12 protein-coding genes are annotated in these 14,063 nt (G+C 69.4%); 9 read left to right on the top strand and 3 right to left on the bottom strand.

Going from position 1 to position 14,063, the window contains the following annotated elements; genetic code table 11:
• Positions 1-166 precede the first annotated feature (166 nt).
• Entirely contained in the window at positions 167-1,069 is a 903-nt protein-coding gene (locus ACZ32T_RS33700) for a S1 family peptidase (RefSeq protein WP_467270788.1), read from the top strand.
• Between the two features lie 186 nt (positions 1,070-1,255).
• Positions 1,256-1,735 (top strand): hypothetical protein, encoded by a 480-nt coding sequence (locus ACZ32T_RS33695; protein WP_467270790.1) that lies wholly within the window; start codon positions 1,256-1,258, stop codon positions 1,733-1,735.
• A gap of 12 nt (positions 1,736-1,747) precedes the next feature.
• Here the strand turns inward: ACZ32T_RS33695 and ACZ32T_RS33690 are convergent, their stop codons facing one another.
• Entirely contained in the window at positions 1,748-2,647 is a 900-nt protein-coding gene (locus ACZ32T_RS33690) for a DUF4231 domain-containing protein (protein ID WP_467270792.1), read from the bottom strand.
• Positions 2,648-2,889: 242 nt separating this feature from the next.
• On the opposite strand from ACZ32T_RS33690, the gene fxsA reads away from it, so the two are divergent.
• The 5 genes from fxsA to ACZ32T_RS33665 all read left to right on the top strand — a co-directional run bounded on the left by fxsA (position 2,890) and on the right by ACZ32T_RS33665 (position 11,175).
• Positions 2,890-3,054 (top strand): FxSxx-COOH cyclophane-containing RiPP peptide, encoded by a 165-nt coding sequence (gene fxsA / locus ACZ32T_RS33685; RefSeq protein WP_104790156.1) that lies wholly within the window; start codon positions 2,890-2,892, stop codon positions 3,052-3,054.
• Positions 3,055-3,165: 111 nt separating this feature from the next.
• Positions 3,166-5,442: a radical SAM/SPASM protein FxsBH, inactivated beta-hydroxylase extension form gene (gene fxsBH / locus ACZ32T_RS33680; protein ID WP_467371202.1), complete on the top strand. Its 2,277-nt coding sequence runs from the start codon at positions 3,166-3,168 to the stop codon at positions 5,440-5,442.
• Positions 5,443-5,592: 150 nt separating this feature from the next.
• Positions 5,593-6,894, top strand: a complete 1,302-nt coding sequence (fsxC, locus tag ACZ32T_RS33675; RefSeq protein WP_467270796.1) for an FxsC protein — start codon at positions 5,593-5,595, stop codon at positions 6,892-6,894.
• Positions 6,891-10,823, top strand: coding sequence for an FxSxx-COOH system tetratricopeptide repeat protein (gene fxsT / locus ACZ32T_RS33670; protein ID WP_467371201.1), 3,933 nt, complete (start codon positions 6,891-6,893; stop codon positions 10,821-10,823). The genes fsxC and fxsT overlap by 4 nt, the downstream gene beginning before the upstream one ends.
• A 34-nt stretch (positions 10,824-10,857) precedes the next feature.
• Positions 10,858-11,175 carry a hypothetical protein gene (locus ACZ32T_RS33665; RefSeq protein WP_467371199.1) on the top strand — a complete coding sequence of 106 codons (318 nt, stop codon included), beginning with the start codon at positions 10,858-10,860 and terminating at the stop codon, positions 11,173-11,175.
• Between the two features lie 62 nt (positions 11,176-11,237).
• Here ACZ32T_RS33665 and ACZ32T_RS33660 read toward each other — a convergent pair whose 3' ends face one another.
• A complete protein-coding gene (locus ACZ32T_RS33660; RefSeq protein WP_467371197.1) occupies positions 11,238-11,399 on the bottom strand; it encodes a hypothetical protein in 162 nt (53 codons plus the stop codon).
• A 7-nt stretch (positions 11,400-11,406) separates the two neighbouring features.
• Here ACZ32T_RS33660 and ACZ32T_RS33655 point away from each other — a divergent pair, with 7 nt between their 5' ends.
• A complete protein-coding gene (locus ACZ32T_RS33655) occupies positions 11,407-11,538 on the top strand; it encodes a hypothetical protein (protein ID WP_467371195.1) in 132 nt (43 codons plus the stop codon).
• A gap of 60 nt (positions 11,539-11,598) precedes the next feature.
• On the opposite strand, the gene ACZ32T_RS33650 is transcribed toward ACZ32T_RS33655, so the two are convergent.
• Positions 11,599-12,483: an alpha/beta fold hydrolase gene (locus tag ACZ32T_RS33650; protein ID WP_467270801.1), complete on the bottom strand. Its 885-nt coding sequence runs from the start codon at positions 12,481-12,483 to the stop codon at positions 11,599-11,601.
• A 435-nt stretch (positions 12,484-12,918) separates the two neighbouring features.
• On the opposite strand from ACZ32T_RS33650, the gene ACZ32T_RS33645 reads away from it, so the two are divergent.
• Positions 12,919-14,004, top strand: coding sequence for a S1 family peptidase (locus ACZ32T_RS33645; RefSeq protein ID WP_467371193.1), 1,086 nt, complete (start codon positions 12,919-12,921; stop codon positions 14,002-14,004).
• The last annotated feature ends 59 nt before the right edge of the window (positions 14,005-14,063 follow it).

The following is a 14,063-nucleotide window of genomic DNA, read 5'->3' as shown; positions in this document are numbered from 1 at the left end:
GCGGAGCCTCCTGACGCCCCCTGATACTCCCGAGCAGCGCTCGTCACGAGTACGACACTTCCGGAATTCGAACGCTTTTCGGGACACTGTCGTGTTTCATGACCGCGCCTCACGGGCTCGGCCACCCCACAGGCGGGCCCCCGATTCCCCTCGGGAGGAATGAAAAGTGAGGATCAAGCGCACCAACCCCCGCAGCGGCAGCACCGCGAGACACATCCGGATCACGGCCGTATCCGCCGGCCTCGTCGCCGTGGCCGCGCTCGCCGTCCCGGCGGCCAACGCCGACCAGGCCGGAACCTACGGAGCCGACCAGCTGAGAGCGGTCGGGGAGGCGGTGCTCGACGCCGACATCGCGGGCACCGCCTGGAACGTCGACCCGGCTACCGGACGGGTCCTCGTCACCGTGGACAGCACCGTCTCGCAGGCGGAGATCGACCGGATCAAGGAGTCCGCCGGCGTCAACGCGGGTGCCCTGCGTATCGAGCGCACCCCGGGGAGATTCAGCAAGCTGATCTCGGGCGGCGACGCGGTCCACGCCTCCAGCTGGCGGTGCTCCCTCGGCTTCAACGTCCGCAGCGGCAGCACCTACTACTTCCTGACAGCGGGTCACTGCACCGACGGCGCCGGGGACTGGTGGTCCGACCCCGCCCGCACCACGGTCCTCGGCACCACCACGGGATCGAGTTTCCCGGTCAACGACTACGGCATCGTCCGCTACACCAACACCTCCGTCCCCAAGTCCGGCACCGTCGGCAGCCAGGACATCACCAGCGCGGCCGACGCCACCGTCGGCATGTCCGTCACCCGGCGCGGCTCCACCACCGGCACCCACGGCGGCACCGTCACCGGCCTCAACGCCACGGTCAACTACGGCAGCGGCGACATCGTCCGAGGCATGATCCGCACCAATGTGTGCGCCGAACCCGGTGACTCCGGCGGCCCCCTCTACTCGGGTACCCGGGCGATCGGTCTCACCTCCGGCGGCAGCGGTGACTGCCGCTCCGGCGGAACGACCTTCTTCCAGCCCGTCGGCGAAGCACTCGGCGCGTACGGCGTCAGCGTGTTCTGACCCGGCCGGGCACCGCCGCACTCCTGTGAGCCCCCGCCGATACCGGGCGGGGGCTCCCTTTCGGCCCGCTGCTCTTGAGAGGATGTGGGGACGGTCGGTCGCAGAGGTTCCACGGGGGGCGGACGCTGTGCGGTCCGGAGGGATGCCCTCCGGGAGCCCCCGCAGACACCAGGGGGTTCCAGGTCCGTGAAACGCATCGGAGTGACCGGTCACCGTTCCATCCCCCAGGAGGTCCAGGAGCATGTCCTGGAGGGGCTGAGGGCGGCACTGTGCGGACACGAGGGCTCACTGGAGGCGCTCTCCAGCCTCGCGGTCGGGGCGGACCAGCTCTTCGCCGACGTCGCACTGGCCCAGGGCGCGGAGCTCACCGTGGTCATCCCCAGCGGGGACTACGAGGACGGCTTCGCCGACGAGGCGGACCTCGCGCGCTACCGGACGCTCAAGGCCCGGGCCGCCCGCGAGATCCGGCTGGACTTCCCGCACTCCACCGACGAGGCCTACTACGCGGCGGGCGCCTGGATCGCCGACCACTGCGACCGGCTGATCGCGGTCTGGGACGGCCTGCCCGCGCGGGGTCTAGGAGGCACCGGCGACATCGTGACGTACGCCCGGAGCCTCGGCCGGCCGGTCACCGTCATCTGGCGCGACGGCGTGGAGCGCGGCTGAGCCCACGCGCTCTCACATCCGGTGCCTGACCAGCCAGTCCGTGTGCTCGGGCGAGACGATGCGCTCGGTCTCGAAGACGGCGGCCGCCCACTGCCGTTCGGTGAGGGTGGTCTCCATCGCGGCCTGCATGTTCTCCAGATCGTCCTCGACGAGGGAGTGAGCGGTCACCAGAGGGTGGTGACGGCGCATCTCGTTCCAGGCGAGGCAGGCGGCGGCAGCGGCGGAGAACGTCCCGGTGAGCGCGAACGACCCGGCGCCGCCGAAGGTCTGCAGCACGGCGAGGACCAGGGCCGGGAGCGTCAGCGCGGCGATGGTGCTGGACCAGACGAGCGCCCCGCGCCGCGACACCAGTCTGCGCCTGCGGTACCAGCGCCGCTGCTCGATCAGCCGGTCCCGGATGTACGTCTCCTTGCGTACGGTGAACGCCTTGCCCCGCAACTCCCGCATGGACGCGGTGATGAGACCGCCTCCCGAGTCCGCCATCTCCTCCCTCGGGTCGTCCCACCCCACCTTCCGCAACTCCTGGAGCCCTTCCTCCAGCCGGCTGGCGAACACCGCCTCGGGGTGCTGGACGGAGGAGTCGAAGGGAGAGCCGTGGACGGCGTAGCGCCAGCAGTTCGACTTGATGAACTCCGCGGCGGAACGGTTCAGTTGCCAGTGCGACTTTGCTTTGCGCCGGGAGCCGAGGTAGGTCGTGATCAGGACACCGAGATACGCCAACACCGCGATACCATTGAGGAGTTGGAAACCGGACCCGATCTCGGCGTGCCACGGCAGGGCTGCGGGCACGGTGCCCAGGACGAGCAGGACGAGCTGGCCGCGGGTGGTGTTGACCGCCTCACGCTGGCGTGCGACGGCCACGGCGTCGGTGTGGTGGAAGAGTGCGGGCAGATCAGCGCTCCTGAAGACCATGCTCTGCAGTGGTCCTGGAATCGCCGCCATGTTCACCCCCGTATTCGATGTTGTGGTCACCCCGGGCGGTGTGTGAATGGGTTGAGGCCCATTTGGAGTAGTCCCGCAAATCACTCGGGTTACGGCTGAACGAGTCGAGTTGCACACCGGGGCCATGAGAGTAAAGTCGTGCCGCCGGACACTGCAATGGTGCAGGTGCCGGTGCTGTTTCCGTGTCCGGAACGAGCCCATCAAGGACGGCCGTGAAGACCTACGAATCCACCCCGAGCTTCGCTGTCGCGAAGCGTCGTGTGCCGCTTGCGAAGATCGACGCATCCGGCAGTGCAGCAGCAGAGAAGATGGGCCGGGTGCTCGCGACGGCAGGCGGCCGTCCGACACAGATCTCGACATTCAACTCCTCGCTGTAAGAACAGCAGGACCGCCGCTGCCGTAAAGCTGCAATAATTCCACCCGTTCGGCCGATCGGCTACTGTGGCCCGTCGTCCGGATTCGCGGCGCGGCTGGACTAGAGTGGTGGAATGACAGGCCCCGCGGTCCCGTTCCGCGAAATCGTTCTGAAGGTTCACAGCAGGTGTGACCTAGCCTGCGATCATTGCTATGTCTACGAACATGCTGATCAGAGCTGGAGAACCCGGCCGAAGACTGTTTCTGATCATGTCATCTCCAGAACGGCGCAGCGCCTCGCTGAGCACGCGAAGACACATGCACTGCCCTCCGTGTCAGTGATCCTGCACGGAGGGGAGCCTTTGCTCGCCGGGCCCGCCCGACTGCGGCGCGTCTGCGAGGAGTTCGGGTCAGCCCTGGCGGGAGTCGCCGAGCTGGACCTCAGGATCCACACCAACGGCCTTCAGCTCAGCCCCCGGTATCTGGACCTCTTCGACGAGTTCGACGTCAAGGTGGGTATTTCCCTCGACGGTGACCGTGCGGCCAACGACCGGCACCGGCGATTCGCCGACGGACGCAGCAGCCACCCCCTCGTGCTGAAAGCGGTCGAGCTGCTCCGGCAGGACCGCTACCGTCATCTCAACCTCGGGCTCCTGTGCACCGTCGACATCGAGAACGACCCGCACGCGGTGCTGGACGCCCTGGTGGCCCTCGATCCTCCGCTCATCGACTTCCTCCTCCCACACGCCACATGGGACGAGCCGCCTCCCCGTCCGGACGGATCACCCACGGCCTACGCCGAGTGGCTCCTCGCGGTCTTCGACCGCTGGCAGGAGGAGGGAAGTCCGGTGCCGGTGCGCCTGTTCTCCTCGGTGCTCTCCACGCTGAGCGGCGGGCCCAGTCTCACCGAGTCCTTGGGGCTCGCGCCCACGGACCTGGTGGTCGTCGAGACGGACGGTCAGCTGGAACAGGTCGACTCCCTCAAGAGCGCCTACGAGGGTGCCGCGGCCACCGGGTTCGACGTGTTCTCGCACTCCTTCGACGACGTCGCCGCCCACCCCGGGGTCCGGGCGCGGCAGCTCGGCCTGGCAGGCGTCAGCGATGCGTGCCGTCGGTGCCCCGTCGTACGCTCCTGCGGCGGCGGGCTCTACACCCACCGGTACAGCTCGGCGAACGACTTCGACAACCCGTCGGTCTACTGCGCCGACCTGGAGGCGCTGGTGCGGGGTGTCCAGGAACGCACGAGCGCGGCCGCAGTGTCCCTGGCCCTGTCCGACCGGCATGAACTGGCGGCCGAGCAGCACGAACTGACCCGCACGCTCCTCGCCGGCCTCCACGAGGCGCTGGACGGCCGTGGTGGAGCCCGATGGGACGAGGCCTGGGGGCTCGCAGGCGTTCTGGAGTCCTCCGGCGAGGGCGCCGCGGGGCTCGACCGCGTCGTGGCGCACCCCTACACGCGTACCTGGCTGCTGGACGTCCTGGAAGGGCTGCACGCCGAACGCCCCGAAGCCGTCGGCCAGGCGCTGCGGCTGCCGTCGTACGTCGCGGCTGCCGCGGTGCGGTCAGGTCTCGGTCTGGAGGTGCCCTGTGACTACCGGGACGGCAGGCTCTTCCTTCCCACCCTCGGCGAGCTGCGGGTCGCCGAGCCTGGCGGGACGGGACGGGTCCTCGTGCGAGCCCTCGGTGAGGGGTTCGCGGTCCGGCGTGAGGGCGGCGGTGAACGGATCGTCGTGAGGGGGAGTGAGGGGCCCGGCTGGCTCCCGGTGCGGCACTTCGCTGCGGGGAGCGCTCCCTCTTTCGCCCTGGACGACCTGGATCCGTACAGAGACTGCTTCGACGCTCCTGCCGCACCCCGCCTGAGCCGGACGGAGGCGGAGGCCTGGGCCGAGGGAGTCGGCCGTGCGTGGGAGCTGCTGGAACGGGCCGCGCCACACCGGACGGCGGACGCCGCGGAGAGCCTGACCACGCTGACCCCGCTCGTCGCCGGCCGCCACACGAAGCGGCCGCACGGCCACGGGGCCGTCGGACTCGTGTGGGCCGAGGACACCCGGGAGTTCGCTCTCGCCCTGCTGCGCGGGCTGCGGCGGGCCAGGTTCCGGGCGCTCCTGGACGTCATGGATCTCTACGCGCTGGACGGAGCCTGGGAATACCGGCTGCCCTGGGAGCGGAATGTGAAGGTCCCCTTTTCCGGGCTGCTGGCGGGTACGTACGAACGCGTGGGTCTTTCCGTTCTTGTTCCCGAATCCATGGACGGAGTGTCAGAGGCACTCGACATGATGGACGGGGCAGCCGAGCCCACTGTCGGAGGAATGCGGCTGCTGAGGTCGCTCCGTGACGAGGCGGGAGGTGTACACGGGACAAGTGGGATGCACGTCCCCACGAATGCCGTGAATCTAGAACGTGTTCGATGATTCCTGGGTATGGATGACTGAAAAGCGGCGTTGATTGACCGAACGTCGTGGGGGTGGAGCACAGTCCGCTCCGGAATGATGAATTCGCTCGCACCCTCTCCACAGTCCTGGGATGCGGGTGCTCACACAGGACGGGGGTCGTGTGCACGCATGACGCAACAGCGAGCGGACCATCGGCCGTACTTTTTTCTGAGCTACGCGCATACACCGGGGTACGGCGGTGGATCGGACCCAGACATGTGGGTCGAGCGGCTTTTCCAAGATCTCTGCGGTCATGTGATGGCCATGACCAACCTCCCGGCCGGATCACCGGCCGGATTCATGGACCGGGAGATACGCTCCGGCGAGGGCTGGTCCGAACGGCTGGGAAATGTCCTGGCCAACTGCCGGGTCTTCGTCCCGCTCTTCTCGCCGCGCTACTTCGCCAGCGAGATGTGCGGCAAGGAGTGGTACGCCTTCGAGCAGCGCGCCATTCACCACCGAGCCCGGTCGAACCAGCCGGCGGAGGCGATCGTGCCCGCCCTCTGGGTGCCGGTGCAGCCGAGTCAACTCCCGGGCCCCGCCGAGAGGTTACAGTTCAACCACCGGGACTTCGGGGACCGGTACGTCAGCGACGGGCTCTACGGGCTGATCAAACTCACCCTGTTCGCCCAGGACTACGAGCAGGCCGTCTACCAGTTGGCCAAGCGCATCGTCCATGTCGCCGACAGCGTCCAGATAGGTTCGGGCAGGCCCCTCGACTTCCGCCTCGTCCCCAGCGCCTTCGGAGCGCCGGGCAGCGGCGCGGGTGCGCCGAGGCCCATGCGGATCACCATCGCCGCACCTACTCGCCACGACCTGCCGGAAGGCCGGAACCCCGAGTACTACGGCGACATTCCGCAGGAGTGGAACCCCTACCATCCGGCCGCCGCCCGACCTCTGGCCTATGTCGCCGAAGAGCTCGTGCGCTCCCTCAACTACCAGGCCGTCATCACGTCGTTCGACGAGGAACCCGGCCAGCGGGAGGGCAAGCAGCCGCCGAGCACCCCCGAAATCCTCCTGGTCGACCGCTGGGCCCTGCGGGACGAGGACCTGAGGCGCCGGCTCGCCGCCTTCGACCGGGAGAACAGGCCCTGGGTGACCATGGTCGTCCCGTGGTGCAGGGAGGACCATCAGAGCAGGGCGGCCGAAGTCGAACTGACCGAGAGACTCGAGCAGACGATGCCGGTCAAGATGCAGCAGGGGCGGGCCTTCTGCCGTGTCGCGGCCAAGGGGGTACCCAGTATGGAAGCGTTCGGCCAGATCCTGCCCCAAGTGGTCGAGGTGGCTGCCCAGCAGTATCTGAGGCACGCCACGGTCTATCCACCGGCCGGTGGGCGGCACAGCGAGCGGACGCGGCTGATGGGGCCCATGGGCAACACCCAGTTCATACCCGACATGCACGACCCTGCGACGGATGCGGAGGACGTATGACAGCCGGTCGTGACGGGCGCGTCGTCACTTTCTACTCGTACAAGGGCGGCACGGGGCGCACCATGGCCCTGGCCAACACCGCCTGGATCCTGGCCGCCAACGGCAAGCGGGTGCTGGCAGTCGACTGGGACCTGGAGGCGCCGGGCCTCCACCGGTTCTTCCACCCCTTCCTCGATCCCTCGACCCTCGGGGCCACCACCGGCGTGATCGACCTGATCACCGAATACGCCTGGGCTGCGACCAACCCGGCCCAGCGGGCGGACGACTGGCACCGCGACTACGCCCGTATCCAGCCTCACGCCGTATCGCTCACCCCCGAGGCGCTCGGCTGGGAGTTCCCGAGGGGTGGCACCCTCGACTTCGTCTCCGCCGGGCGTCAGAACCGCGAGTACTCCGCGACCGTGTCCACCTTCGACTGGGACAACTTCTACGACCGGCTCGGCGGCGGCCACTTCTTCGACGCCCTGCGGGACGACATGAAGGCCAACTACGACTACGTGCTCATCGACAGCCGCACGGGTCTCAGCGACATCGCGGACATCTGCACCGTCCACCTTCCGGACGCGCTCGTCGACTGCTTCACTCTCAGCGACCAGTCCATCGACGGCGCGGCCTCCGTCGCCCGGCAGATCGCCGAGCGCTACACCGGCCGACCTATCTCGATCTTCCCCGTCCCCATGCGGATCGACGAGGGCGAGAAGGAGAAGGCCGACGCCGGGCGGGCGCTGGCCCGGTTGAAGTTCGACCGGCTGCCCCGTGACCTCTCGGGTGACGAACTCACCGCCTACTGGGGCGCGGTGGAGATCCCGTACCGTCCCTACTACGCGTACGAGGAGACCCTCGCGACCTTCGGCGACGAGGCCGGGCTCAGCAACTCGCTCCTGTCCGCGTTCGAACGTCTCACCGCGGTCGTCACCCAGCAGGAGGTCACCTCCATGCCCCCGGTGGGTGAGGAAGTCCGGCTGCGCATCCGCGACGCGTTCACCCGGCGGAGGCCGGCTCTGCCCGCCGATCTCTTCCTCAGCTATGTGGCCGAGAACCGCATGTGGGCCGACTGGATCGAATCGGTCCTCACCCGGGCCGGGTTCCGGGTCGTCCCGCGTGACGTCTCCGCCGAGCCAGGAACCGTGGACGCCGACCACGCGGTCGAGAACGCGACCCGCACCGTCGTCCTGCTCTCCAGCGCCTATCTCAAGTCACAGCGAGCCGTGGACCTCTGGGAGCGCGCGGTCTCGGAGGACCCCGGTGGCGGGCGGCGCCAGCTCTTGCCGCTCAGGGTCAGCGACGTCCGGCTTTCCGCGCCGTACATCGACCGCAACCCGGTCGACCTGTTCCGTCTGGACGAGGTGCACGCCACCACGGCCCTGATGCGTGCCCTGGACCGGCCGGTGCAGCTCGGCGACGGGATGTCGCCGGGTCCCCGCTTCCCGGGCACCGTGCCGAGGATCTGGAACGCGCCGCCCCGCAACCCCGGCTTCACCGGCCGCTCCCTGGTCCTGGAGCGGATGCGCGACCAGCTCGGCGGCGGCATGGCCGTCGTGCTGCCGCAGCCCCAGACGCTGTACGGCCTCGGCGGTGTCGGAAAGACACAGGTCGCCCTGGAGTACGTACACCGCTTCATGGCCGACTACGACCTGGTGTGGTGGATATCGTCGGAGCAGATCGACGACGTCGTGGCCAGCCTCGCCGAACTCGCCGTACGGCTGGGTGCCCAGGGCGGGGACGACATGGCAGCCGCCTCGCAGGAGGCCGTGGATCTGCTGCGGCGGGGGGTGCCCTCGGAACGCTGGCTGCTGGTGTTCGACAACGCCGACGATCCGGAACGCCTCAGCCGGTACTTCCCGCAAGGCGGATCCGGTCACATCCTCGTCACGTCGAGGAACCAGTCCTGGTCGCAGCACGGTGACGCGCTGCCCGTCGACGTGTTCCTGCGGGAGGAGTCGATCGAGCACCTCCAGCGCCGTGCGCCGGGGCTGAGCGACGAGGACGCCGCCCAGGTGGCCACCGCGGTCGGAGACCTGCCGCTGGCGGTCGAACAGGCGGCGGCCTGGATCGCGGAGACCGCGACCCCGATCGACACCTATCTGGAGCAGCTGGCCCAGCAGGCCCCGGAGGTCCTGGCCCTCAACCAGCCGGCCGGGTATCCGCAGCCCGTCGCCGCCACCTGGAACATCTCCATCGAACGCCTCAAGGAGCGTTCGCCCGCCGCGGTGCGGCTGCTCCAGCTCTGCGCGTTCTTCGCGCCCGAGCCGATCTCGGCGAATCTCCTCTACAGCAAGGAGATGATCGAGGCGCTGAAACCGTATGACGCCTCGCTCCAGGAGAAGCTGGTCCTGGGCCGGGTGATCCGGGAGATCGGCCGGTTCGCCCTGGCCAAGGTGGACCAGGTGTCGAACTCCATCCAGGTCCACCGTCTGGTGCAGGCGGTGATCAGGGCCCAGCTCAGTGAGGAGGAGCAGCGCGAGGCGAGGCATGTCGTCCACCGCATCCTGGCGGGCGCCCGGCCCGACGACGACGAGCCGATCGACAACCCCGAGACCTGGCCGCGCTTCGCCACGATCTGGCCGCACCTCGGCCCGTCGGACGCACGTAACTGCAAGGACCCGGAGACCCGCAGGTTGCTGATCGACCGGGTGCGCTACCTGTGGAAGCGGGGAGACGTCCGGACTGCGGGCCGGCTCGGTGACGAACTCCGCGACACCTGGCGGGAGATGCTGGGCAACCAGGACCTGCAGTACCTCTACCTCTGCTTCCACCTCTCCAACATCCTGCGCACCCGCGGCCGGTACGTGGAGGCCAAGGAGCTCGACGAGGTGACCCTGGGCAGGCAGCGAGCGGTGCTTGGACCGGAGCATCCGCACACGTACATGACCACCAGCAGCCTGGCGATCGACCTCGGGCTCCTCGGTGACTACGGCAAGGCGATCGAGCTGGCGACCGCGGCGCACGAGGGATTCAGTCAGATCTTCCACGACAGGCATCCCCGGACTCTGGCCGCGGCGAACAACCTGGCGCTGAATCTGCGGAGCGTCGGGCAGTACGCCCGCGCCAGGGAGATCGACCAGGATGTCTACGACCTGCGGTCCGAGGTCCTGGGCCCTGAGCATCCCTACAGCCTGTCCTCCGCCATCTCGCTGGCACGTGATCTGCGTGAGGTGGGGCGGTACGAGGACTCGGTCGGTCTGCTCAGCCGGACGTACGACGCGTACAAGGCCACCCTCGGCCGGACCTACCCCACCACGCTCAGCGCCGCCAAGAGTCTTGCGGTCTCGCTCCGCAGGGCGGGGCAGTTGGAGGACGCGCGGAGGCTGACGGTGGCCACCCGGGCGAGGTACCGGGCCAAGTACACCGCGGCCAACCCCGAGTCACTGGCGTGCGACCTCAACATGGCGTCCGACCTGTTCGCCGCGGGGGAGGCCGTCGAGGCGAGGGACACCGCGCAGGAGGTGGTGGACCAGTACATGAACGTGCCTGGGGAGCACCATCCGTACACCCTGGCCGCGCAGAACAATCTCGGCGCCTACCTCTCGGGGGCGGGCGCACCGCTGGAGGGGGAGAAGCTGCTGACGCGGGTGGTCGCCTCGATGCGGGAGGTGTTCGGCCGCGAGCACCCGAACACCCTGTTCTGCGTCATGAACCTGGCGAACGCGACGGCCGGGCGGGGCGATCTCGAACTCGTCCTGGAGACGGAGCGCCGGGTCGCCGGCCAGCTCCGGGACGTCCTCGGGGCGCATCACCCGGAGACCCTGGCCATGAAGTCGAACCTCGCGGTCACGCTCGGCGCGATGGGCCGCAAGGACGAGGCGCTGAGTCTGCGGACCGAGACGGGGGACGAACTGGCACGGCAGCTCGGCGACGAGCACCCGCTGACCCGGATAGCGCGGGACGAGCGCAGGTTCTGGCGCGAGCTGGAGCCGATGTCGGTGTGACACCGGGGAGTCGAGGCACACAGGGGCGGCCAGGGTGAGTGTCCGGGCCGCCCCTGTGTGCCGCCGCGCACCGTTCATCCACCGGCCGGTCGCCGTGCGCCCGGCGGCTGCCAGGTCCGAGAACGCGGAGCTGCGCCGGCAGCCGGAGCAGACCCGGCGGCAACTGGACGGCGTGGCGGTGAAGAGCAACGCGGTCGAGCTGCTGCTGGGGCGGAACGTCGTCGGCGAACTGTCCACCGTCCCGCTGCTGAAGCCGCCGAACGACGACGTGCTGGAGATCGGCACGCTGCACGGCCTGTTCGCGGCAGGCCCGGCCCGGCAGCTCGTCAGCGCGGGCTACGCCCCCGTCTGACGATCGTCGACCCGCTGGCCGACGTCCAGCTGCCGCCGGGGCCCGTACTCGGCGCCGATCCGTCAGGAACCCCGATCAGCGAGCAGGTCGTGCGCGCCGACCTCGGGCTCTCCGGACTGCCCGAGGAACGGATCCGGCTGCGGCGCGGCCTCTCGAACGACCCCGAGGTCCGCGCCGCCGTCTCCGACCGGGAGTACGGCGTCGTCGTCATCGACGGTGACCACTCCGAGGATGGGCGTACGCGAGGACCTCGAATGGGCCGAGACGCTGGTGGCGAGCGGCGGTGTGGTCATCCTCGACGACTACACCGACAGGAACTGGCCGGGCGTCGAGGCCGCGGGTGGAGAAGCACCTCGGGGGTGACACCCGTTTCACCTTCGTCGGCCGGACCTCGACCTCCGGCTTCCTCCGGATCACCACCGGTCAGCCGACCGCGGCCGCCCGTTCGTCCAGCAGCCAGTTGAGCACCTCGGGCAGCACGGACAGCGCGTCGAAGTGCGCTGCCGCCGGTTCGAGTACGGCGGTGGCGTCGGGGATCTGTCCGGCCAGCCAGCGTGAGTGGCCGACGGGGGAGAACACGTCCTTCACGCCGTGCCACAGCATCACCGGGCACCTGATGTCGGCGGGGTCGAACCCCCACGGCCGGGAGAACGCGAGGGCGTCGTCGATCCAGCCGTACGCCGACGTCCGCAGTCCTTCGCGGAAGTTGGCGAGCAACATCGTGCGGATCCCGGCGTCGTTGACCACCGTACGGTCGGAGTCGGTCAGCTCGCGGCGCAGGTCGTCCAGGAGCCGGACCGGGTTCTGCCGGATCTCCTCCGAGCGGCTGATGAAGGACTCCGCCAGCCCGTCCGGGTCCGCCGCCGCCCTGGAGTACGCGAGCACGTTCGAAGCGGCCATCCCGTCGAACCAGTCGAGCCCTTCGGCGTCCGGGGGAGCCAGGCTGACCAGAGCGGCGCAGCGGGTGACCCGGTCGGGCGCCAGCGCGGCGCAGGCCAGGGCGTGCGGTGCGCCCCCGGAGCGGCCGACCACGGCGAAGCGTTCCAGACCGAGGGAGTCCGCGATCGCCCGTACGTCCTCGGCGACATCCATCACCCGCCGGCCCGGCTGCCGGTCCGAGCCGCCGTACCCCGGGCGGTCGTAGGCGATCAGCTGCATGTTCCGCTGGTAGAGGACCATCCCTCGGGGCGCCGGGCCCAGCCGGCTGCCCGGCATGCCGTGCAGGAGGAACACCGGTCTGCCGCGGGGGTCCCCCAGGCGCTCGACCATCAGATGCCGTCCGTCGGCCACGCGCACCCGACTCCGCACGACGTCCCTCCGCTCATCACCCCGCTCGGTCCGGACACCAAGTGCCCGGCGTGCACTGCCAGTTCGATGATGACCTATCGGGGCCGATACCGGCACTCCCTGTCGGGACGAGCCGGTGGTGTTCGGGACGTCCGGAGGCATTCGGGGGCGTTCGGCTTCAGGAGTGCCCTCCCCAGCATCCGGACTCCAGCAGTCATTACAGGACAGGACCAGTCCTCACCCGCCGCCGACGGGCCATCGCACCGGGTGTTCGCGTTCGGAACCGACGTGGTGCGACACCCGGGTTGTGAACACGGCGCGGGCGAACCGTCGTCGTCATGTGCGCGTCCGGAAGTCGACCTTGTGTGCTAACGGCCTCATCGGAATAGTGGGCGCCCCATCCTCCGTGCTCCGGACACCCCACTTGTCCGTGCACGGCCCCACAGGAGGTCGAAGTTGAAGCACCGACGCATACCCAGGAAGCGTGCGGCCCTGACCGGATCGGCTGTGCTCGCACTGGTCGCGGCAGGATTCACGTTCCAGACCGCGAACGCCAGCGACGACGTACCCGAGTTCACCGCGAAGACCCTCAGCGCCGACTCGGCCGGAAGTCTCGCCACCACCCTGGACAAGGCCCTGGGCGGTGACACGGCGGGTTCGTACTACGACGCCGAGGCCAAGAACCTCGTCGTCAACGTCGTCGACGAGGCGGCGGCCGAGCAGGTACGCCAGGCGGGCGGCAAGGCCAGACTCGTACAGCACACGCTCGCCGAGCTGACGAACGCGCGGCAGACGCTCACCGACAAGGCCACCGTCCCCGGCACCTCGTGGGCGGTCGACCCGGTCAGCAACAAGGTGGTCGTGACAGCCGACCGTACGGTCGACGGCGCGGCCTGGGACAAGCTCAGCAAGGTGGTCGACGGGCTCGGCGCCAAGGCCGAACTCAAGAAGTCCGCAGGGGAGTTCAAGCCCCTGATCGCCGGCGGAGACGCCATCTGGGGCGACGGCGGACGCTGCTCGCTCGGCTTCAACGTGGTCAAGGACGGCGCGCCGTACTTCCTGACCGCCGGTCACTGCACCGAGGGGATCACCAGCTGGTCCGACACGCAGGGCGGCACGGAGATCGGTGCCAACGAGGGCTCCAGCTTCCCGGACAACGACTACGGCCTGGTCAAGTACACCTCCGACACCGCGCACCCCAGCGAGGTGGACCTCTACGACGGCTCCACCCAGGCGATCACCCAGGCAGGCGACGCGACCGTCGGCCAGGCGGTGACCCGCAGCGGTTCCACCACCCAGGTCCACGACGGTGAGGTCACCGCGCTGGACGCCACGGTCAACTACGGCAACGGCGACATCGTCAACGGCCTCATCCAGACCACGGTCTGCGCCGAGCCCGGCGACAGCGGCGGCTCGCTCTTCGCGGGCGACACCGCGCTCGGCCTCACCTCGGGCGGCAGCGGTGACTGCTCCGCCGGCGGCGAGACGTTCTTCCAGCCGGTGCCCGAGGCACTGGCGGCCTTCGGCGCCGAGATCGGCTGACGCCGAGCCCCCTCCGGTTCCGGTGAACCGGCGAGCCCGCCCCCTCGCACGAGGGGGCG

It is taken from the genome of Streptomyces sp. NPDC023573, from assembly GCF_055559735.1.
Note: the sequence above shows the minus strand (reverse complement) of the source record. Positions and strands in the feature narration are given on the sequence as shown.

Coding starts and splice junctions, on each gene's coding strand:
- ACZ32T_RS33690 (WP_467270792.1), bottom strand. CDS start 2,647: ATGGTCTTCAGGAGCGCTGATCTGCCCGCACTCTTCCACCACACCGAC.
- ACZ32T_RS33655 (WP_467371195.1), top strand. CDS start 11,407: ATGGGCGTACGCGAGGACCTCGAATGGGCCGAGACGCTGGTGGCGAGC.
- fsxC (WP_467270796.1), top strand. CDS start 5,593: ATGACGCAACAGCGAGCGGACCATCGGCCGTACTTTTTTCTGAGCTAC.
- fxsT (WP_467371201.1), top strand. CDS start 6,891: ATGACAGCCGGTCGTGACGGGCGCGTCGTCACTTTCTACTCGTACAAG.
- fxsBH (WP_467371202.1), top strand. CDS start 3,166: ATGACAGGCCCCGCGGTCCCGTTCCGCGAAATCGTTCTGAAGGTTCAC.